Source organism: Aeromonas sp. R1-1 (assembly GCF_040908495.1).
GTDB classification, from domain to species: domain Bacteria; phylum Pseudomonadota; class Gammaproteobacteria; order Enterobacterales; family Aeromonadaceae; genus Aeromonas; species Aeromonas veronii.
This window is the reverse complement of record NZ_JBFODV010000295.1, coordinates 19475-39020: the sequence shown is the minus strand read 5'-3', so window position 1 is coordinate 39020 and position 19546 is coordinate 19475. Positions and strand designations below refer to the sequence as shown.

At 61.1% G+C, this 19546-nt stretch carries 20 protein-coding genes; 13 read left to right on the top strand and 7 right to left on the bottom strand.

The genetic code is table 11. The features are described 5' to 3' along the window. Positions 1-39: 39 nt before the first annotated feature. The 3 genes from AB5Y92_RS20295 to AB5Y92_RS20285 all read right to left on the bottom strand — a co-directional run bounded on the left by AB5Y92_RS20295 (position 40) and on the right by AB5Y92_RS20285 (position 2808). Complete coding sequence (locus tag AB5Y92_RS20295) at positions 40-789, bottom strand: ABC transporter substrate-binding protein (protein WP_127006007.1); 750 nt, start codon at positions 787-789, stop codon at positions 40-42. A gap of 91 nt (positions 790-880) precedes the next feature. After that, positions 881-2107 carry a winged helix-turn-helix domain-containing protein gene (locus AB5Y92_RS20290; RefSeq protein WP_368227491.1) on the bottom strand — a complete coding sequence of 409 codons (1227 nt, stop codon included), beginning with the start codon at positions 2105-2107 and terminating at the stop codon, positions 881-883. A gap of 107 nt (positions 2108-2214) precedes the next feature. Further along, a complete protein-coding gene (locus AB5Y92_RS20285) occupies positions 2215-2808 on the bottom strand; it encodes a TetR/AcrR family transcriptional regulator (protein WP_236284746.1) in 594 nt (197 codons plus the stop codon). Between the two features lie 107 nt (positions 2809-2915). Here AB5Y92_RS20285 and AB5Y92_RS20280 point away from each other — a divergent pair, with 107 nt between their 5' ends. Together AB5Y92_RS20280 and AB5Y92_RS20275 are read left to right on the top strand one after the other, a co-directional pair. After that, the gene (locus AB5Y92_RS20280; RefSeq protein WP_368227489.1) at positions 2916-3839 is read left to right on the top strand and encodes an ABC transporter six-transmembrane domain-containing protein; all 924 of its coding nucleotides are present in this window, start codon (positions 2916-2918) and stop codon (positions 3837-3839) included. 28 nt (positions 3840-3867) lie between these two features. Continuing rightward, on the top strand, positions 3868-5256 hold the full coding sequence (locus AB5Y92_RS20275; RefSeq protein ID WP_368227487.1) for an NAD(P)/FAD-dependent oxidoreductase: 1389 nt from the start codon (positions 3868-3870) through the stop codon (positions 5254-5256). Positions 5257-5302: 46 nt separating this feature from the next. Here AB5Y92_RS20275 and AB5Y92_RS20270 read toward each other — a convergent pair whose 3' ends face one another. Then, entirely contained in the window at positions 5303-5950 is a 648-nt protein-coding gene (locus AB5Y92_RS20270; protein ID WP_368227485.1) for a class I SAM-dependent methyltransferase, read from the bottom strand. 144 nt (positions 5951-6094) lie between these two features. On the opposite strand from AB5Y92_RS20270, the gene AB5Y92_RS20265 reads away from it, so the two are divergent. From AB5Y92_RS20265 to AB5Y92_RS20235, 7 genes are all read left to right on the top strand, one after another. Beyond that, entirely contained in the window at positions 6095-6769 is a 675-nt protein-coding gene (locus AB5Y92_RS20265; RefSeq protein ID WP_368227484.1) for a thermostable hemolysin, read from the top strand. Beyond that, positions 6766-8232 carry an AMP-dependent synthetase/ligase gene (locus AB5Y92_RS20260; RefSeq protein ID WP_368227483.1) on the top strand — a complete coding sequence of 489 codons (1467 nt, stop codon included), beginning with the start codon at positions 6766-6768 and terminating at the stop codon, positions 8230-8232. The genes AB5Y92_RS20265 and AB5Y92_RS20260 overlap by 4 nt, the downstream gene beginning before the upstream one ends. Next, positions 8229-8882: a TenA family transcriptional regulator gene (locus AB5Y92_RS20255; RefSeq protein ID WP_005354042.1), complete on the top strand. Its 654-nt coding sequence runs from the start codon at positions 8229-8231 to the stop codon at positions 8880-8882. Before AB5Y92_RS20260 ends, AB5Y92_RS20255 begins: the two co-directional genes overlap by 4 nt. A gap of 42 nt (positions 8883-8924) precedes the next feature. Continuing rightward, positions 8925-9794, top strand: a complete 870-nt coding sequence (locus AB5Y92_RS20250) for an SDR family oxidoreductase (protein WP_042082681.1) — start codon at positions 8925-8927, stop codon at positions 9792-9794. A gap of 67 nt (positions 9795-9861) precedes the next feature. Further along, on the top strand, positions 9862-10428 hold the full coding sequence (locus AB5Y92_RS20245) for a tetratricopeptide repeat protein (RefSeq protein ID WP_232098421.1): 567 nt from the start codon (positions 9862-9864) through the stop codon (positions 10426-10428). Positions 10429-10558: 130 nt separating this feature from the next. Beyond that, positions 10559-11245, top strand: coding sequence for a response regulator (locus AB5Y92_RS20240; RefSeq protein WP_005335091.1), 687 nt, complete (start codon positions 10559-10561; stop codon positions 11243-11245). After that, positions 11242-12684 carry an ATP-binding protein gene (locus AB5Y92_RS20235; RefSeq protein ID WP_368227482.1) on the top strand — a complete coding sequence of 481 codons (1443 nt, stop codon included), beginning with the start codon at positions 11242-11244 and terminating at the stop codon, positions 12682-12684. The genes AB5Y92_RS20240 and AB5Y92_RS20235 overlap by 4 nt, the downstream gene beginning before the upstream one ends. A 94-nt stretch (positions 12685-12778) precedes the next feature. Here the strand turns inward: AB5Y92_RS20235 and AB5Y92_RS20230 are convergent, their stop codons facing one another. The 3 genes from AB5Y92_RS20230 to AB5Y92_RS20220 all read right to left on the bottom strand — a co-directional run bounded on the left by AB5Y92_RS20230 (position 12779) and on the right by AB5Y92_RS20220 (position 15214). Next, positions 12779-14071, bottom strand: a complete 1293-nt coding sequence (locus tag AB5Y92_RS20230; RefSeq protein ID WP_042061108.1) for a phospholipase — start codon at positions 14069-14071, stop codon at positions 12779-12781. A 33-nt stretch (positions 14072-14104) separates the two neighbouring features. Continuing rightward, positions 14105-14581 (bottom strand): CesT family type III secretion system chaperone, encoded by a 477-nt coding sequence (locus AB5Y92_RS20225; RefSeq protein ID WP_368227480.1) that lies wholly within the window; start codon positions 14579-14581, stop codon positions 14105-14107. 138 nt (positions 14582-14719) lie between these two features. Continuing rightward, positions 14720-15214 (bottom strand): ATP-dependent zinc protease, encoded by a 495-nt coding sequence (locus tag AB5Y92_RS20220; RefSeq protein WP_368227478.1) that lies wholly within the window; start codon positions 15212-15214, stop codon positions 14720-14722. A 381-nt stretch (positions 15215-15595) separates the two neighbouring features. Here AB5Y92_RS20220 and AB5Y92_RS20215 point away from each other — a divergent pair, with 381 nt between their 5' ends. The 4 genes from AB5Y92_RS20215 to AB5Y92_RS20200 all read left to right on the top strand — a co-directional run bounded on the left by AB5Y92_RS20215 (position 15596) and on the right by AB5Y92_RS20200 (position 19444). Then, positions 15596-16639, top strand: coding sequence for a GMP reductase (locus AB5Y92_RS20215; RefSeq protein ID WP_005348017.1), 1044 nt, complete (start codon positions 15596-15598; stop codon positions 16637-16639). 95 nt (positions 16640-16734) lie between these two features. After that, positions 16735-17931, top strand: coding sequence for an elongation factor P maturation arginine rhamnosyltransferase EarP (gene earP / locus AB5Y92_RS20210; protein WP_368227476.1), 1197 nt, complete (start codon positions 16735-16737; stop codon positions 17929-17931). Between the two features lie 45 nt (positions 17932-17976). Beyond that, on the top strand, positions 17977-18543 hold the full coding sequence (gene efp / locus AB5Y92_RS20205) for an elongation factor P (RefSeq protein ID WP_005335100.1): 567 nt from the start codon (positions 17977-17979) through the stop codon (positions 18541-18543). Positions 18544-18679: 136 nt separating this feature from the next. Beyond that, positions 18680-19444: a DUF3530 family protein gene (locus AB5Y92_RS20200; protein ID WP_040066845.1), complete on the top strand. Its 765-nt coding sequence runs from the start codon at positions 18680-18682 to the stop codon at positions 19442-19444. The last annotated feature ends 102 nt before the right edge of the window (positions 19445-19546 follow it).

The following is a 19546-nucleotide window of genomic DNA, read 5'->3' as shown; positions in this document are numbered from 1 at the left end:
GTTTATCTGCTCCCCCTGAATGACAGCAACCCTTCGCTATTACTCCATCGGTGGCAAGAAGCGGCGCATCACCTCATCCGTATGCCCCCCTTCCTGAAATGCCACCAGCGACTGATTGAGGATATTCACCAGCTGGTGGCCGCGGGGGGAGCCCTTGCTCACCAGCAGATAGAATCCCTTGCGGCTGGGCAGGGCGAGATTGAGCAACCCGCTCTCGCTGCGGTAGATGCCAAGGCTGATGCCTGCCACCAGAGGTTCGATTTCGCTCGGCAGAAAATCGCAGCGATCCCGCTCCAGCATATCGAGCGCCTGCTGCAACTGCTTGACCCGGCGTGGCTCCTGCGCAAGCCCGTAAGGTGTGTAGTTGTAACCAATCACCCCGCACACCCGGGAGCGATTGACCGTCTGCAGATCCGGCGGTTCGGGGTAGCGGCGCTTGAGATAGAAGAAACCGAGGTGGGTGTAATAGAGGGGAACGCTGTAGAAGGCAAACTCGGCCCGCTCCGGCTTGTAGCTGGCATCCCAGGTCAGCTCGCACAGACCATTCTGGCGAAAATCCGCCAGCTCCTGCTGCACCCGCGCCCAGGGCAGATAGCGGATCTGGTGCGAGAGCCCGCTCTGTTGCAATGCATCGAGCACCAGCGTTGTCGCCGAACCGGTCAGGCGGCTGGTATCGGGCACACCGTCCTTGCGCTCCCAGTAGGTAAAGGGGGCCCACTCGTTGCCCTCCCCCAGACAGATCTTCACTGGTGGCTCTTGCCCCCATAGCGCGGGGGACAAGATAGCCATCGCCAATCCCGCCCACCATGTTGCCACTCGTGTCATCTCCCGCTCCCGAACTGTTTATCCCTCTTGCAGCTTAGCCCAGAAGAGATAGTGCTCACTTTGCAGGGGCGCTTTCATGCCACAACGTCAGCAAATTGGCCGGAATGGCACCATAACGAAGCTGCGGCGTCTGGTGCCAGTCAGCCAGCTTTTGCAGGGCTTTCGCCAGATCCTGTGCAAGCGTGCGGGTCACTCTCACACCAGCTTCCAGATAGAGGCTCTTGATCTCGAAGATCCCCTGCTGGCGATGGGCCTTGGCATCCATCCTGCCCACCAGCTTGCCACGATGCAGCAAGGGCAACACGAAGTAGCCATACTGGCGCTTGGGGGCCGGGGTATAGCACTCGATGCGATAGTCGAAGTTGAACAGTTCACTGGCCCGTTTGCGATCCCACACCAGCGGATCGAACGGCGACAAGACGGTGGTATGGGTTGCCTTGAGGGTGCCCGCCTGCGCCCTTGCCAGCTCATCGGCCAGCGAGGCGTGCACAAAAGCGCCGTGCTGCCACCCCTCCACCCGTACCGGCAGCAGCTCCCCCTCGTCCGCCAGCTGATGGAGCAAGGCGTCGTATTTGCCACGTCGCAGCCGATAGTAGTCCGCCACCCAGCCAGTTTTGACCAGCCCCAGCGCCCGGCAGCTGGCGCGTACCATATCCCGCTGCGCCTGCTCGATGCTCGGCAGATCCCGCTCATCACACCACTCGGAGAGCACCCGCTCGGCCAGGTCATAGACCCGCTGAAAGTTGCGCCGCTCCCGCACCATCAGCTGACCTGTGGTAAAGAGCACCTCCAGATGACGTTTCTCCGGCTTCCAGTCCCACCAGCCGTTCCCCTTGCCGGTTGTGCGTTCAAAGTCAGCCGCCCGCACCGGGCCATGGTGGCGAATACGCTCGATCAGCTGGCCAATCTCCTGCTGATGGGTGGCGAGCCAGTTGGCCGAAAACTTCCAGCCCATGGCGACGGGGTCGAGCATTCGGTGGCGCAACAGCCGGTAATCTTCGCGGGGCACAAAGCAGGCCTCGTGGGCCCAATATTCGAAGATCTCGCCGTCAGCCAGCAGTTGCTCCAGCCAACGCGGTTCATACTGGCCAAGGCGGCTAAAAAGCACCAGATAGGGGCTGCGGGCCACCACCGAAATAGTATCGATCTGCAGCAGCGCCATGCGGCGAATGGTGGCCAGCAGATCGGCCGGGGTCGCCTTGCTGCGACGGGGGACAAGCAGCCCCTGCGCCGCCAGTTGCAGATGACGGGCATCTTGCAGTGACAAATGGGTAATCGACATCAACAACCGCTCCCTGGTATCTGACCATCGCGCGCCCGGCGGATAGCCAACAAAACCGGGGGAGGCCCCACGCTAGCGCGCCTCCCCACCCTTGTGTGCCTGCGCCGCTATGGGTGGGCCGGGGGCAAGACCAGCTGATTGACCACCAGCATGATCTCTTGATAAGTGGCCTCTACCGTCTCGGGGGTCGGCTCCAGAATCAGATCATCGGCATAGCCGTTGATGAGCGAGGTGATCTGGCGCGCCAGTCGCCGGGCATCGCCCGCCACAAACTCGCCGCTATCGATCCCCTTTTGCAGGATCTGCTCCAGCACCTCGCGCCACGCCAAAATGATTGTGCGGTAGCTCTCGGCAAATACCGGGTCGCGCAGTGACTCGTTCCAGGCATCCAGGTAGATAGCCCAGGAGGCATCCTGACTGGTCGGCAGGTTGTCCCGTACAAAGAGCGGCAACGCTTCGCGGGCAGGCAGCGGCAACAGCCACTCCCGCTGCTCGGCTATCTCCTGACTGGTGAAGCGCTCCACGGCGCAGAGGCAGAGCTCCTTCCAATCCTTGAAGTAGTGGTAGACGTGGCTGCGCGCCAGACCGGTGCGTTCGGCAATATCACGGGTAGACGATGCCGCCATCCCCTTCTCTCGAAACAGGGCCAGTACGGCCTCGATGATCATCTCTTTGCGCTGTTCTGCTGATGGGCGTGCCATCTGACCTCCTGCGATACCAATCGATCTGCTTGACTTTGAGCAGTCGCTCAAACAAACTTTGAGCACTCGCTCAAAATTAGCGTTTCCGACATCTTAGGAGATAACCCATGACAACACCAACCACTTCGGCAGCCAGTTGCGACGAGCAGGCTACGCCGTTGCCACACTCGGCCGGTCGTTCGCTGGGGGCGATTGCGCGGGCCAATCCCCTCAAGCTGGCGGGCACCTTCTCACTGGTGGCCCTCGAAAACATCCTGCTGGTGGTCTATCCCCTGTTCGCCGGCTTTGCCATCGACGCCATCGTCAAGGGCCAGTGGTGGCAGGCTTCAAGCTACGCCCTCATCGTGCTGCTGTTCTGGCTCATCGGCGCCCTGCGCCGGGCGGTCGATACCCGCACCTTTACCCATATCTATGCGGCACTGGCGGTGCCGGTGATCCTGACACAACGCCAGCAGCAGGAGGGGCAATCCACCATAGTGGCGCGGGTCACCCTGGCGCGGGAGTTTGTCGACTTCTTCGAGAAACATATCCCGATCCTGGCCACCAGCCTGATCTCCATCGTCGGTGCGGCCGTGATGCTGATGGTGATCGAGTTCTGGGTCGGCATCGCCTGCATGGGGGTATTGCTGCTGTTCGGCCTGCTGCTGCCCGGCTTTTCGCGCAAGAACCAGCTGCTGCACGAGCGGCTCAACGATCGGCTGGAACACGAGGTCAAACTGGTCACCCATGCCCAATCAGCCAGCCTCGCCCGCCACTACCGCGCGCTGGCCTGGCTCCGCATCCGGATTTCGGATCGGGAGGCACTCGCTTTTCTGGCGGTCGGCATCAGCGCCTCCCTGCTGTTCCTGCTGGCCATCACCATGCTGATGGCCCAGCCCCAGGTCTCGGCAGGCCATGTCTATGCTGTGATGACCTACCTCTGGAACTTTGTCACCAGCCTGGATGAGGGGCCCGGCCTTGCCGATCAGCTGGCCAGGCTGAGAGACATAGGCCGCCGGGTCAATACCACCCAACCCGATGAAATGATTTGATATTTTGTATCTGTAACCGGAGTAGAAGATGAATCCGACCACCCTTTGCCAACGAGCGTTGACCATGTGCATCAGCTGTTTTTTCCTCGCCGCCTGCGGCCCCAAGATGAGCGACTTTGAGCCCAACACCAGCTACTGGTTCAAGGAGAAACCGGCAGAGGATAGTGCCCCGCTGGCGCAAGACATGAAGGTGGATATCGCCATCATAGGTGGCGGCTACAGCGGCCTCTCCAGTGCATGGCATCTGGCCAAGGCCAATCCGTCGCTCAAGATCGCTATCTTCGAGGCCAAACAGGTGGGCAGCGGCGCCTCGGGCCGCAACGGCGGCATGGTGTTGCCGGGCTCCGAGGTGATGGACCTCTACGAAGAGGGGGAAGCGAGCAAGCGCCACTACGATCTCACCGTCGCCAGCATACGCAAGCTGCAGGCGCTGGTCGCCTCAACCGGCGTCGAGGCCGACCTCAAGCTCGATGGCTATGTGGAAGCGATCCTCGATGAGGAGGATATCGCCGAGTACCGCGACTATGTGAAAACCGCCAATCGCCTCGGCATCCCGCTCCAGTACTGGAACGCCGATACCACCGAGGAAAAACTCGGCACCGACTGCTACGTGGGGGCGGTCTACGACCCCAATGGCGGTCAGGTACACGCCATGAAGCTGGTCAATGCCCTGCGCAAGGCGGTGGAGCAGGCGGGCGTCACCATCTATGAGCAGAGCCCGGTGCTGGGGATCAAGGAGGGCAAGCAGATCGAGCTCAATGTAGCCGACAAGTACAAGGTGACCGCCGACAGCATAGTGCTGGCGACCAACGGCTATACCTCAAAACTTGGCTACTTCAGCGGGCGAGTATTTCCGGTTCACGCCCAGAGCGCCGTCACCGAGCCGCTCAGCAAAAAACAGCTGGCCGCCATCCAGTGGCAGAGTCGGGTGCCCTACTACGACACCCGCAATATCCTGTTTCATCTGGTATTGACCCCGGATAACCGCATCGTCATCGGTGGTGGCAATGCCGAGTACATCTTCAACGATGGCCTCAACTACAAGGGCGATCTCAACCGGGTCAGCGAGATGATGATGACCGAGCTGGTGACCCTCTATCCGGCCCTCAAGGGGATCAAGTTTGAGCAGGTATGGGACGGGGTACTCGGCATGACCGGCGACAGCACCGAAGCAGTGGGGGTAATGGGGGATCACAACAACATCTACTACGCCCTCGGCTACAACGGCCACGGCATCAATCTCTCCTTCCTGTTTGGCGACATCGTGGCCAGCCTCTATCAAGGCAAGGAGCACCCCTGGTTCAACCACGCGGAGCAGAGTCTGCCGATGTGGCTGCCGCCAGAGCCGTTCAAGTCAATTGGCGTCAAATCTGCCCTGATGTACTACCAGTGGCAGGACAAGGGCTACAAGGAGTAACCGAGAGCCGAGCAAGAAACAGCCGAGTAACAGACGAAGGCACGCCTCAGGGCGTGCCTTTCTGCAACACCGCCACATCGGCGTGTGGGAAGCTGAGCTCGGCCTGCCAGCTGGCGGCCAATACCTGAAACGATGCCTCGGCAAAGAAGACTATGTGGGTCGGGTCGTGGCGATAGCGCCAGTTTTTAAACCGCTCGTCACTGAGCACCCGCTGGGTCTGCAGCACCAGCAGGCCACCAGGCTTGAGGCAATCCCACAACTGGGCCAGCACCGTGCGCGGCTCGGCGATATGCTCGATCACCTCGGTACTGGTGATGAAGTCATACTGACGCGTCAGCAACTCGGGAAAATCAGCGTAGAACTTGTCATACCCAACCATGTCGTAACCCGCTTCACGCCCCATCGCCACCAGCGCAGGGCCGGGACCGCAGCCAAAATCGAGGCCGCAGGCAGGAGTTGGCACCCGACTCAGTACCTCGCCAAATGCCCGCATCAGAAAGGTGCGATAACGGGGATCATCAACCCGGTTGTCGTGACCGTCATAGACCGCCTTCTCCGCCGCCTCATCCAGATGATCCGCCTCATCCAGCCAGACCAGCTCGCACACGAGGCAGCGATGATAGCGCTTGCCAGCCACCGGCAGGGGATAACTGCGATGGCTGGCACACAGGGGGCAGCTGACGGTGGATGACATGGCGGTTCCTCTTGGGGGCTTCCTGTTGGATAACAGCGGCGCAGATTGCCTGCCCGCTGCCTCGCTGACAACTTTTTTTGCTCCTTAAGGGTTTCTTAAGTTTGCCCTTTTACTCTCAAACCATCGCAAGAGAAGGAGTCACCCATGACCACCGAGATCCAGGCCCCCTACCGATTGCTGCTAGCCAAGTCCCCGCAGCAGGTCATGGCGCTGCAAACCTATATCCAGGCCGCCTATACCCTCGAGTTCAACGCCCGCATCCCCCATTTCCTCCCCTGTCTGCTGGGGCTCTATCGGGCGGACGGGACGCTGGTCGGTGCCTGTAGTCTCAATCATGCCAGTGAGGGGCCTCTCTATCTGGAACAGTATCTGGAGCAACCCATCGAGGCCGCCATCAACACCCGCCTCGGGGTCTATCCGGCACGCAACCGCATTATCGAAGTGGGCAATCTGGCCTGCAGCGAACCGGGCAATGCCCGCCTGATGTTCGCGGCCCTGTGTCGTCTGCTGTGTGAAAACGCCCTCGACTACGTGGTCTTTACCGGCACCGCCAAGCTGCGCAACAGCTTTGCCCGCCTGCAACTCAACCCGGTGGAGCTGGCCCCCGCACAGGCCCATCAGGTGGGGGCCGACGCCGACGCCTGGGGTGAGTACTACCGCTGCCAACCCAAGGTGATGGTGGGTGACATCAATCAGGGGCGCGAGGTGCTGGCCCAGCGCAGCCTGCTGCTCAATCTGCTGGCCCCCATGCCAACCCTGTTTGACGATGCCGGCAAGAGCAGTGATAACCAGACCCATCAAAAAAGGTGCGCCCAATGAGCCTGTTCGACGCCATCGCCAAACATGCCCACGAGAATCCGCAATCCCCTGCGCTGCTGAGCAGCCAGCAGCGTCTCGATTACCAGACCCTGTGGCAACAGATCCAGCGTCTGGCCAGCCAGCTGCAACAGCTCGACATCAGCCGTCTGGCGCTGCAACTGGACAACGGCCTGTCCTGGGCGCTGCTGGATCTCGCCTGCACCCGCGCCGGTATCGTGGTCATTCCGGTGCCCCACTTCTTCAGTCAGGCCCAGCAGGCCTGGTTGCTGGAGAGCAGCGGCGCCGATGCGCTGGTGGGCCCATATCATCAGGGGTGGCATGCCGCCGAGCCGCTCTCGCTGATCACCGGCGAGCTGCCACTCTGGCGCCACACACCGGCTAATCGACCGGCGCTGCCCAAGGGCACAGCCAAGATCACCTACACCTCCGGTACCACGGGCCAGCCCAAGGGCGTCTGCCTGTCACTGACCCAGATGATGGCGGTGAGCCACGCGCTGGCCGAGCGAGTCGCGCCAGCCAAGGTGGAAAAACACCTGACCCTGCTACCGCTGGCCACCCTGCTTGAGAACATCACCGGCCTCTATGTGCCGCTGCTGACCGGCGCCTGCAGCCGCATTCCGTCCCTCGGGGAGCTCGGTTTCACCGGATCCAGTTCGCTCAATCCAGCCATGCTGGGGGAAGCCCTGCTGCGCTGGCCGACCCACAGTCTGGTGCTGGTCCCCGAACTGCTGCGCCTGCTGCTGGCGCTCTGCACCAGCACACCGATGCAGGCCCAACAGCTCAAGAACCTGCGCTTTATTGCCGTCGGTGGCGGCAAGGTAGCCCCCGACCTGATCAAACATGCCCGCCAGCTCGGACTGCCGGTATACGAAGGTTATGGCCTCTCGGAGTGTGGCTCCGTGGTGGCGCTCAACAGCCCGGATGCTGACAAGCTCGGCAGCGTCGGCCGCCCCCTGCCCCACTGTCAGGTCACCATCGCCAGCGACGGCGAAATTATGGTGAGCGGCAGTGCCATGCTGGGCTATCTCGGCAGCAACGAACCGACTCCCGAACAGATCGCCACAGGCGATCTGGGCCACCTCGATGAAGAAGGCTACCTCCATATCACCGGGCGCAAGAAGAATGTCCAGATCACCGCCTTTGGCCGCAATTTCTCCCCAGAGTGGGTGGAGGCCGAGGCCCAGCTCTGCCCCGCCATCGCCCGCATCGTGGTGTTTGGCGACGGTCAGCCCGCCAACGTGGCGCTGATCCAGCCCCTGCCGGGGAAAGAGGCGGATCTGCCCCGCCAGATCGCCGGTCTGAACCAAAGGCTGCCCGATTATGCCCGCCTGCACCACTGGTTGCCGGTGGCACTCGACCAGCATCCCGGCCTGCTGACCGCCAACGGGCGCCCCCGTCGCAACGAGATTTACCAACACTTTTCCCGGCAAATCAGCCAATGCCTTACAGGAGAATCGTCATGAGCTTCTACCAGACTCTGCAACAAGCCACTGCTCAGGAGCGTGAGCATCTGTTCAACGCCCCCATTATCGAAGCCTGCCGCCGTGGCGATATCAGCCGTGACACCTATCTCGCCTTTCTGGCGCAGGCTTACTACCACGTGCGCCACACAGTTCCGCTGCTGATGGCCACCGGCGGCAAGCTGGGTCAGGAGTACGAGTGGGTGCGCGGTGCCATTGCCGAGTACATCGACGAGGAGTATGGCCATCAGGAGTGGATCCTCAACGATATCCGCGCCTGTGGCGGTGATGCCGAAGCGGTGCGCCACGGCCAGCCCGGGCTGCCCATCGAGCTGATGGTCGCCTTCCTCTATGACCAGATCCAGCGCGGCAACCCCATGGGCTTCTTCGGCATGGTGCAGGTACTGGAAGGCACCAGCGTCGCCATCGCCCTCACCGTCGCCGACCAGCTGAAAAAGGGCCTCGGCCTGCCACCGCAGGCGATGAGTTACCTGAGCTCCCACGGCGCCCTGGATCAGGAGCACCTCAAGTTCTTTGAATCCTTGATGGATAAGGTCGAGAGCCCGGCAGATCAGGCCGCCATCATCCACGGGGCCAAGGTGGTTTATCGCCTCTATGGCGAGATGCTCTACAACCTCACCGCCACACCGTAAGTTGGCAGCGGATCAGCAGACAGCAAAAAGGGAACCCACACCATGAACCTTGAAGGGAAACTCGTGCTGCTCACCGGCGCCAGCGGTGGCATAGGTGAGGAGCTGGCACAGGAGCTGGCGGCCCAGGGGGCACACCTGCTGCTGCACGGACGTCGCGGCCCGGCACTGGAGCGGCTGTGCAAGTCACTGCCTCATCCCGAGCGCCATCAGGTGGTGCTCGCCGACCTCGGCTCTGCGCAGGAGCGGGCCAAGCTGTTGCAACACCCGGCGCTGGAGGATGGGATCGACATCCTGATCAACAACGCTGGCTGCAACCAGTTTGCCTGGCTGGAAGATCAGAGCTTCGAGCAGGTGGAGCGCCAGCTGCTGCTCAATATCGAGGCGCCCATCCAGCTCACCCGTGCCCTGCTGCCAACCATGCGCAAGCCGGGGATCATCATGAACATGGGCTCGAGCCTGGGCAGCATCGGCTACCCCGGTTACAGCGTCTACTGCGCCAGCAAATTTGCCCTGCGCGGCTTTAGCGAAGCGCTGGGACGGGAGCTGGAGGGGAGTGGCATCAAGGTGCTGCATTTTGCCCCCCGCGCCACCCGCACCAAACTCAACTCCGAGGCCGCCTACGAGATGAATGCGGCGCTCGGCACCCAGACCGACAGCCCGCAGGAGGTGGCCGAAGAGGCGGTCATCGCCCTGTGCAACGAAACCCGCCGCAGCTGGCTCGGCTGGCCGGAAAAACTGTTCGTGCGGCTCAACGCCCTGCTGCCCGGCATCGTCGACAAGGCGCTGGCCAGACAGCTGCCGATCATCAAACGTTATGCCCGTCATCTTCAGCCAGGGACGGCTGATGCCGGCGCCAACAGTGCGCCACAACCAGACTTGTCCCGCCCGATCCCGACCAAGAAGGAGCATTAATATGAACTTTTTCCGTCAATCAGTGACCTCTTGTGCTGTCGCCATCCTGCTGGGGTCCTCCTCGGTCATGGCCGCGGATGATGCCCTCGTCCCCATCCAGCAACAGTGGGCCGTCTGCCAGTATCAACAGAGCGGCAAGGCGAAAGAGAGCTGCCTCGAAACCCTGAGCACCCAGGCCGAAGCGGCTAGCGCCAAGGAGCCCTTTCGCGCCGACCTGCTGATCTGGTCTGCCATCGTCAAGAGCACCTGGGCGGGGGCCAAAGGGGGGCTGGGGGCACTGGGTCTGGTGAAAGAGGCCAAAGCCAAGCTGGAGCTGGCGCTCAAGCAGGATCCCAAGGCGCTGGACGGCTCTGCCTACACCAGTCTGGGCTCCCTCTACTATCAGGTGCCCGGCTGGCCGGTCGGCTTTGGCGATGACGAGAAGGCAGAGCAACTGCTCAAGCAGGCTCTGGCCATCAATCCCGATGGCATCGACCCCAACTTCTTCTATGGCGACTTCCTGCTGGATCAGGGTCGCAAGGCCGAGGCCAAAACCTACCTCGACAAGGCGCTGGCAGCCCCGGCCCGCCCAGGTCGCGAAGTGGCCGACGAAGGGCGCAGAATGGAGATCCGCGATCGGCTGGCCAAGCTATAAAAGCCTGATGGATCAAAGAACTATTTAAACTCTACCCACCAGCTTGCATACTGGTGGGCAGGGTTGTTTATGCCACGGCACGCCCTGGCGCTGAGCCAGATCGCGCCCCCCAACAAACAGGGAGAAAAGAATGCGGATCCTGCTGGTGGAAGATGATGTGATGCTGGGGGATGGTATGCAGGATGCACTGCGCCATAGCGGCTATACGGTGGACTGGCTGCAACAGGGGTTGCCCGCTCTGGCAGCCCTAAAGAGCGACGAGTTCGCCGCCCTGATCCTCGATCTCAATCTGCCCGACATCGATGGCCTCAGCCTGCTGCGCAAGTTGCGACGGGAGGGCCACCAGCTGCCGGTGCTGATCCTCACCGCCCGCGATGCGCTGGACGATCGGGTGGTCGGCCTTGATGCCGGCTCCGACGACTACATGGTCAAGCCCTTCGCCCTGCAGGAGCTCAACGCCCGCCTGCGCGCCCTGGTTCGTCGCAGCAAGGGGCAAGCTCAGGCGGTACTGGAGTATGGCGACATCCTCATCTATCCCGAATCCCAGCAGGTCACCTATCAGGGGGAAGCGGTCAAACTCACCCCCCACGAATACAAGTTGCTGCAGGAGCTGATCAGCCAGAGCGGCCGGGTGCTGAGCAAGGATCAGCTGCAACAGAGCCTCTACGGCTGGGATGAAGGCGCCGAGAGCAACGCGGTAGAGGTGCATATCCACCATCTGCGCAAGAAGTTCTACAGCGACCTCATCCGCAATATTCGCGGGGTCGGCTACATCATTCCCCAGCTCGAACAGCCAAGCCGGACACCCGCACGATGAAACGTCCGCGCTCCATTCGCCGCTTTCTGCTCACCGGTATCCTGACGCTGGTGAGCCTGAGTCTCACCATCAGCGCCTTTATCGGCTACATGGAGGCGAGCCACGAAATGGAGGAGCTGTTTGATGCCCGCCTCGCACAGTCGGCCCGCATCACCAACCAGCTGCTGGCCCGCTATATGGCCCAGCAGGGGCAGTTGCCCGCCAATGGCACCGTCTATCAGGAGTGGGAGGTGCAGAACCCCGATGAGTGGCAAAAAGATCCCAGCCTCAACCTGACCGGCGAAGATCGGGAGATCACCCCCTACGGCCACGAGTTCGAACGCAATCTCTACTTCCAGCTGCTCGATGAAAAGGGAGGCCTGCTGCTGCGCGCCCCCAGCGCCCCGGAGCAGCCGCTGGTCACCCTGGCTATCGGCTTCGACACGGTCGAAAAAGATAGTCACCAGTGGCGCACCTTCACTCTCTACAACCAACAGGAGCAGACCTGGCTGGTGGTGGCCGAGCGGGACGACGAGCGCAGCGAACTAGCCAGCAAGATGGCCACCCTCACCATGCTGCCGCTGCTGCTCACCCTCCCGTTTCTGCTGGCCCTGCTCTGGTGGCTCATCACTCGCGGGCTGGCCCCCCTGCGCCAGCTGGCCCAGGCCATCAGCGAGCGTCACCCCGCCAACCTGAGCCCGCTCAGCCTCAAGATAAGCGCTCAGGAGCTGACCCCCCTCACCAACGAGATCAACCGGCTGATGCAGGCGCTGGCGGAGACCATAGAGCGGGAGAAGCAGTTCACCAACGAGGCGGCCCACGAGCTGCGCACCCCGCTGGCGGTGCTGCGGATCCACAGTGAAAATGCCCTGGCTGCCGATGATGACGCCAGCCGCCAGCAATCCATGCACAAGATGCTGCAGGCCCTAGACCGCAGCGATCGGCTGATCCGCCAACTGCTGACCCAGGCCCGCATCGACAACCAGCAGGGGCTGGTATTGACCGAACTGGAGGTGGGTCACCTGCTGCAAGGCACCCTGGCAACGCTTGCTCCCATCGCGCTCAAGAAGGATCAGCAGCTGTCGCTGGAGTGTGAATTGCCGCAGCTGGTGATGGGGCAGGCCACCCTGCTCGAGCTGTTGTTCAGTAATCTCATCGACAATGCGCTGCGCTACACCCAGCCAGAGGGCGAGATCAGGGTACGGGTACTGCGAGAGGGCAAGCGGGTGAGGGTGGATGTGAGCGACAACGGCCCCGGCATTCCCGCCAACGCCTTGCCCCGGCTGTATGAACGCTTCTTTCGGGTCAATCCCCAGCAGGGGGATGGCGTGGGTCTCGGCATGGCCATCGTCTCGCGCATCGCCCAACTGCACGGCGCCGACCTTGATGTCCACAACAGGCCGGAAGGGGGGCTGGAGGTGAGCGTCTGGCTACCGACCCACACCCACTCCCAGCCCTGAACCGAAAATGACAACGCCTCCCGAGGGAGGCTTTGTTTATAGATAATTATCACGCTGACGCTACGCGACTTGTCGCCGCGCCATCACCGGCAGATCAGGCAAGCAGCGCATCCAGACCTGCCGTCACCGCCTCCATGCGATGCCCGCCAGAGTGTTCAATCACATAACGCTTGCCCACCTGGGAAGAGGCATCCAGCCCGAACACACCGTGCTCCACCTTCTGGCTCAGGGGATCCCCGCTGGTGTTGACGTGGGTGACATTGGCATCGTCCAGCTTGTGAGCGAGGCGATCCCGCAATCCGACATGCAGCCCCATGCTGTTGAACGCCGTGACCTTGAGCCCGTGCTTGATGCCGGCATATTGCGCCAGACCGCCCCCCAATGAGTGGCCCAGCACCTCGACCTTGCCGCCATACTGCTGGGCAAAGGCCTTGACCAGCCGATCGGCATCTTGAAACGCGCTGTCCTTGATGCCAAGGGCCGCGCCAGCATCGCTCTTCAGGGTGCCGGGGCGTTTGGCAGGCTGAGTGCCCACAAACGAGAGCACCATGGTATCGCCACGCTTGTAAACGGCGACCTTGAGCGCAGACCAGGCATCACCTGTCAGGATAAAGGGGTCATTCTCGTTCTTGCCCGGGGTGACATGAAGTGTCAGGGCACTCCCGGTGCCACCGGAACCATCTTCACGGCGGGCCAATATCGAAGGGGGAATATCTGCCAGCGTGGCGTGACTGTAGCCTGCCGGCATCTCCCGATAGCTGCTGGAGCAGCTGACCCGCGCCAGCTGGGCCGCATCCATCACCGCTCTAGCCCCCTCGGCAGTCAGTGGTTCCTGCTGCGCCTTCGCCACGAAGGCCGGTTTGATGATCCCCTTGGCGGCACTCAAGGCCTGCTGTGAACCTTGTTGCAACCGCTCTGACATACCGAGCGGCAGATGGGAAGCCCCCTTCATCACGCTCCCCGCCAGCCCCAGAGAGGAGGAGGCCACCAGACGCGCTGCTGACTCACCAAGGTTTTTCACCCCGGCCACCCCGGCCGTCACCGCACCGCTAGCCACGCTGCTGACACCACCGGTGATATTGGCCAGCCCTTTGATGATGGCGCCCGTCCAGTAACGGGCTTTGCCCTTGGCACTCTGGGCATGGGAATCATGGCCGCCCTGGATGGCGATGCCAATCTTGCGAGCCGGGGCACTGAGGGTCAACCACTTGAGCGAGGTATTCAAGACCTTGCCCGGCTGAACCCGGGAGCCGAAGCCGAGGCTGGTATAGTGAGAGGCCAGATTATGATGAACCGAGTGCTGGCGAGATGAGGATTGCACCTCGCCATGCTCATGAGAGGCCACAGCGCTAGCGCGCTGGGGTTGTCCAATGCTTTGAATAGACATCTTCTACTCCTGATTAATACCAATGACGATCCATCAACACGGGATCATGGCGCCAGATAACGGGGAGGGAATGGCAGCTGTCTCCTGCCGGGCGCTCAACGCCTGCAACTGCGTCTGCAAGGTGACGCCGAGATCAAGAAATTCACCCAAGGTTTGCATGAACAGGGTTTTATCGAGCATCTCGATGAGAGAGGAAAAGGTCAGCACCAGATGATTGCTGCGACTGTCCAGACTGATCTGACTTCCCCCCGTGGCCAAACCAAACATGTTCAGCTCAAGGGCCGAGCGGGTCAGCTGCAACTGACTGGCCGCATCGTCAGGCAGACGTAGCAAGGGGATATAGAGGTAGCATGCCTGCAGCTCATCGTTATCGGGCACTTCGACCAGGCACTCGCCATCCAGACCGAATGGCACACGGCAGTGGCCATCGCTGCCCAGACTCAAGGCGACGCCCTGCTGTTCGCCCGCGAGCAATAGCCATTCAGATACGATTTGTTGATAGGGTTTCACTATGATGCACTCCACGCTCAAGCCCTTGCTGGCGAACGAGCTCGCACGCTTCAGGGTATGGTGAAGATGCTACCTCTGGTAGAGGTGCGGGGATTTAGCTGTGAAACGGCGTTTTTTAGATTCACGCCGAAATTGCCCCTAACGGCAGGCGGGCTGTACGGTAAAGGTTCGACTGGAGTCCACCGGGCCCAGCTCCGCCAGCAGACGTCGGCCCAGCAGCACCGGATAGATCATCTTGCTGCGATCCCGCAGGGTGAACCACTCCTCATACACCTTGTCCCCCAGACAGATGGACATGGTCACCGTTGGTCGCTGCTCCATACCGCCCGCCCCGCGCACCGTCACGCTGCGCTCGACCCTCCGTTCGAACTGTTGTTTGACCAGCTTGCCGCTGTCGGCATCGGTCACCACCAGCATGAAGCGCACCCAGGGCTTGCCATCCCGTTTGAATCTGGTGATGGAGCGTGCATCGAGGGAAGAGGTGAGCGCCCCGGTGTCCAGCTTCATCTTCACCGCCACGCCGGTAGGCAAAATAAGCCCCTTCTCGATCCAGCCATAGCTGGTCGGGGTCTTTGCCAGCACACTGCCACACAGTGCCAGCATCAAGGCGATCCCCACCATCATCTTGCCCATTTTACCGCCCTGCTTTGTCAATCCTGCACCCAGATCTACCACAGTCCTATTGTGGGTCAATCCGATTTATTTCAGCTACTTGGATAATATCTGGCGGGTCAGGAGAGAGACGACAAAGAGTGGCCGAACGGCGGCCCAAGCGGGTGGGAATATCGAAGGAGAGCAAGGCACCGAACGGTGCTGGATGAAACTGGTGGTTAACCTCAGGTTGTGACGCCAAAGGCTACCACAAGGATTTACAAATTATCAGTCTTGTTCTGAAGGGATTTTTGCCTACACTGTTGTAAACCGGAGGGCCTGAAAACCACCGGTTTTTTTGCGCCTGCCGAAAATTTGCCACTGCAAAAGTGACTTTCAACAAGGCTCAATAAGGAATTTGTAATGCGTATCGAAGAAGACTTGAAGCTCGGTTTCAAGGATGTCCTGTTCCGCCCCAAGCGCTCTACTCTCAAGAGCCGTTCCCAAGTAAGCCTGACCCGTCAGTTCACCTTCAAACATACTCAGACCCAATGGCAAGGCGTACCCGTTATCGCCGCCAACATGGATACCGTCGGCAGCTTCGCCATGGCGCGCACGCTGGCCGGTTTCGAGATGATGACCGCGGTACACAAGCACTACAGCCTTGAACAGTGGCAAGCTTTCGTCAACGAGACCGACCCGGCGCTGCTGGGCCATGTGATGGTCTCCACCGGCACCTCGGCTGAAGATTTCGCCAAGACCCGCCAGATCCTCGCCATGTCCGAAGCGCTGCGCTTCATCTGTGTCGATGTGGCTAACGGCTACTCCGAACACTTCGTCGAGTTCGTGCGCAAAATTCGTGAAGCCTGCCCCAACCACGTCATTCTGGCGGGCAACGTGGTGACCGGCGAGATGGTCGAAGAGCTGATCCTCTCCGGCGCCGACATCGTCAAGGTCGGCATCGGCCCGGGCTCGGTCTGCACCACTCGCGTCAAGACCGGTGTCGGTTATCCGCAACTCTCCGCCATCATCGAGTGTGCCGATGCGGCCCACGGCCTCGGCGGCCAGATCGTCGGTGACGGCGGTTGCACCTGCCCGGGCGACGTCGCCAAAGCCTTCGGCGGCGGCGCCGACTTCGTCATGCTGGGCGGCATGTTGGCAGCCCACGAGGAGTGCGGTGGCGAGATCGTCGATGTAGACGGTGAGCCCTTCATGAAGTTCTACGGCATGAGCTCCTCCAGCGCCATGGACAAGCACGCCGGCGGCGTCGCCGAGTACCGTGCCTCCGAGGGTAAAACCGTACTGCTGCCCTACCGCGGCCCGGTCGAGAACGCAGTGCGTGACATTCTGGGCGGCGTGCGCTCCACCTGTACCTACGTGGGTGCCAGCCAGCTGAAAGAGCTCACCAAACGCACCACCTTTATCCGGGTACGCGAGCAAGAGAACAACGTCTACGGCAAGGAGTAACCTGCCACAGACCGCCATCACACGCTGACGGTTAGAAGCCAGTCAACCGGTGTGCTACCCTGCGCACCGGTTTTTTACATCTGGAACCCCGCGCCATGACTACTCCCCTGCCCCCGTTTGACTGGGACATCTTCTGCTGCGTCGTCGACAACTTCGGTGACATCGGCGTCACCTGGCGACTTGCCCGCCAGCTAAAACGGGAGGGGAATATTGCGGCACATGGCAATGAGGTTCAGGTGCGGCTCTGGGTGGACGATCTGGCAAGTTTCGCCCGCATCTGTCCGGGGCTCGACCCGGCGCAGGATGGCCAGTGGGTCGATGGCATCTATATCCAGCACTGGCATGAGACCCTGCCGACCGACATGACCCCAGGCAAGGTGGTAATCGAGGCCTTTGCCTGCGAACTGCCCGCCCCCTTCATAGAACTGATGGCGAGCCAACCCAAGCCCCCCTGCTGGATCAATCTGGAGTACCTCTCGGCGGAGAGCTGGGTCGAGGATTGCCACGGCCTCGCCTCGCCCCAGCGAGTTGGCAACCAGAGCCTCAACAAATACTTCTTCTTCCCGGGCTTTACCGCTAAAACCGGCGGCCTTTTGTGCGAGCACGACCTCATCACCGAACGGGAGCAGTGGCAGCAAGATGATGCGGGACTGGCAGCCTACTGGGCCAGCCTCGGTTTGCCGCCCAGACAAGAGAACGAGCTGCGGGTCAGCCTCTTTACCTACGAGAGCGATGCGCTACAAAGCCTGGTCGAGAGCTGGTGCCAGAGCACCACGCCCGTCACCCTGCTGTTGCCGCTGGGGCGTTCTCTCAACGATGTGCTCACCGGCGCCGGTCTGGCAGATGCCATCCCTGCGGCCAAAGCGGGGGAGCTGCTCCACTCGGGCAACCTCAGCATCAAGCTGCTGCCGATGACCGATCAGGCCGGTTACGATCGATTGCTGTGGAGCAGCGATCTCAATCTGGTGCGCGGGGAGGACTCCTTCGTGCGGGCCCAGTGGGCAGCTCGTCCTTTCCTCTGGCATATCTACCAGCAGGAGGAGGAGGCCCATCTGGTCAAGCTGGAGCAGTTCCTCGACCACTATCTTGCTGATCTGCCTGCCGATTGCACCCAATGGCTGCGCTGCTTCAATCTGGCTCTCAACCGTGGTGAAGATTGCCGCGAACTCTGGGCCCAATGGCCACAATACAGCGCGATTTGGCAGCAACATGGGCGACTCTGGTCACAGAAGCTGCTCCGGGATGGGGATCTCGTCACGAGGTTGGTGAAATTTCTGGAAAGCCGTATATAATCTGGCAGTTTTTATCCGTCCGTTTCACGAACAGGAATTTTTTACATGAAAACCGCTCAGGAAATCCGCGCTGGTAACGTAGTCATGATCGGCACCGAGCCGATGGTGGTCCAGAAGGCTGAATTCAACAAATCCGGCCGTAACTCCGCCGTGGTCAAAATGAAGCTGAAAGGCCTGCTGAACGGCAGCGCCACCGAGACTGTCTTCAAGGCCGACGACAAGCTGGACGTTGTTCAGCTGGAGCGTAAAGAGTGCACCTACTCCTACTTCTCCGACCCCCTGTATGTCTTTATGGACACCGAGTACAACCAGTACGACGTAGAGAAAGACAACCTGGGTGACGTGCTGAACTACCTGGTAGACGGCATGGAAGATCTGTGTGAAGTGACTTTCTACAACGAGAAAGCCATCTCCGTAGAACTGCCGACCACCATCGTGCGCGAAGTTGAGTACACCGAACCGGCTGCCCGTGGCGACACCTCCGGTAAAGTGACCAAGCCTGCCCGTCTGAAAGGCACTACCTACGAGCTGGCTGTTGCCGCTTTCGTAGAAATCGGTGACAAGATCGAAATCGATACCCGCACCGGTGAATTCAAGCGTCGCGTCAACTAATTGACCACGTTGAATTGATTGCAAAAAAGCGAGCCTCCGGCTCGCTTTTTTATTGCCTGTTCGCGGCCATAACGCCGCCTCCCCCTTCAGAAAATCCCACCGCCGCCGCTAACCCAGTTAACCGGGGGAGCACACTATGGCCAGATTATCCTTATCACTGCTGTTATTGACCATGCTGGCTGGCCATGTCGCGCAGGCAAGCGACGTTGCGCCGCCCATCGCAGAGCCACTCCCCCTCGATCACTGGCAAGCCAGCGACTGGAAAGGGCAACCCGAGGCTACCCAGATCGACAAGCAGACGGTGCTGTTTGCCAAGCATGACAGCGACAACTATGTGGGTCTCGCCATCCTGCTGCCCGACTGGCAGCGCAGCGGTCAGCTCTGGCAACTGACCCGCGCCCTCAGCCAGCTGGGCTTTGATACCCTGCTGCTGCTCCCCTCTCCCCAGCAAACCGAGCTCGACCCAGCCGCCGAGAAAAAAGCCAAGGAGAGCGATGCCTTTCGCAAGCAACTGGCCGAGCGGATCAGCAAGCTGGCTGATGCCAAACTGCAGGAGGGGGGCTTCAAGCTGATCCTGGCGCAAGGCACCGGCGCCGCCTGGACAGCCAACCTTATCGCCAGCGAACAGCTGCCCGCCCCCGATGCGCTGGTGCTGCTCGATGGCTTCTTCCCCGACCAGCAGAGCAACCAGATCCTTGCAAAAGAGATAGCGCAGGGCACCATCCCTACACTGGATCTCTATCAGGAGGATGGCGGCCGCTGGCCGCTGCTGGCGGCCGAGGCACGCCAGACCGAGAGCCGGCGCAGCCACAAGCTCAACTATCGCCCCTACGCCCTGATGGAACTGGGCGAAACCCCCACCCGCATTCAGGGGTGGCTCAACCATCTGGGCTGGCTCTGACCTCGTGCCACAAAGCGCGCGCAACATCACATCTGCCGGAGAAAGCCCACCCGCCATGGCGCGGCATACTGGCTCTGATGGCGCCCTTTTTGGCATCATGAC

Coding starts and splice junctions, on each gene's coding strand:
- AB5Y92_RS20230 (WP_042061108.1), bottom strand. CDS start 14,071: ATGTCTATTCAAAGCATTGGACAACCCCAGCGCGCTAGCGCTGTGGCC.
- AB5Y92_RS20250 (WP_042082681.1), top strand. CDS start 8,925: ATGAACCTTGAAGGGAAACTCGTGCTGCTCACCGGCGCCAGCGGTGGC.
- AB5Y92_RS20290 (WP_368227491.1), bottom strand. CDS start 2,107: ATGTCGATTACCCATTTGTCACTGCAAGATGCCCGTCATCTGCAACTG.
- AB5Y92_RS20270 (WP_368227485.1), bottom strand. CDS start 5,950: ATGTCATCCACCGTCAGCTGCCCCCTGTGTGCCAGCCATCGCAGTTAT.
- AB5Y92_RS20280 (WP_368227489.1), top strand. CDS start 2,916: ATGACAACACCAACCACTTCGGCAGCCAGTTGCGACGAGCAGGCTACG.
- AB5Y92_RS20275 (WP_368227487.1), top strand. CDS start 3,868: ATGAATCCGACCACCCTTTGCCAACGAGCGTTGACCATGTGCATCAGC.
- AB5Y92_RS20260 (WP_368227483.1), top strand. CDS start 6,766: ATGAGCCTGTTCGACGCCATCGCCAAACATGCCCACGAGAATCCGCAA.
- AB5Y92_RS20215 (WP_005348017.1), top strand. CDS start 15,596: ATGCGTATCGAAGAAGACTTGAAGCTCGGTTTCAAGGATGTCCTGTTC.
- earP (WP_368227476.1), top strand. CDS start 16,735: ATGACTACTCCCCTGCCCCCGTTTGACTGGGACATCTTCTGCTGCGTC.
- AB5Y92_RS20200 (WP_040066845.1), top strand. CDS start 18,680: ATGGCCAGATTATCCTTATCACTGCTGTTATTGACCATGCTGGCTGGC.
- AB5Y92_RS20235 (WP_368227482.1), top strand. CDS start 11,242: ATGAAACGTCCGCGCTCCATTCGCCGCTTTCTGCTCACCGGTATCCTG.
- AB5Y92_RS20255 (WP_005354042.1), top strand. CDS start 8,229: ATGAGCTTCTACCAGACTCTGCAACAAGCCACTGCTCAGGAGCGTGAG.
- AB5Y92_RS20265 (WP_368227484.1), top strand. CDS start 6,095: ATGACCACCGAGATCCAGGCCCCCTACCGATTGCTGCTAGCCAAGTCC.
- AB5Y92_RS20245 (WP_232098421.1), top strand. CDS start 9,862: ATGGCCGCGGATGATGCCCTCGTCCCCATCCAGCAACAGTGGGCCGTC.
- AB5Y92_RS20285 (WP_236284746.1), bottom strand. CDS start 2,808: ATGGCACGCCCATCAGCAGAACAGCGCAAAGAGATGATCATCGAGGCC.
- AB5Y92_RS20295 (WP_127006007.1), bottom strand. CDS start 789: ATGGCTATCTTGTCCCCCGCGCTATGGGGGCAAGAGCCACCAGTGAAG.
- efp (WP_005335100.1), top strand. CDS start 17,977: ATGAAAACCGCTCAGGAAATCCGCGCTGGTAACGTAGTCATGATCGGC.
- AB5Y92_RS20240 (WP_005335091.1), top strand. CDS start 10,559: ATGCGGATCCTGCTGGTGGAAGATGATGTGATGCTGGGGGATGGTATG.
- AB5Y92_RS20220 (WP_368227478.1), bottom strand. CDS start 15,214: ATGGGCAAGATGATGGTGGGGATCGCCTTGATGCTGGCACTGTGTGGC.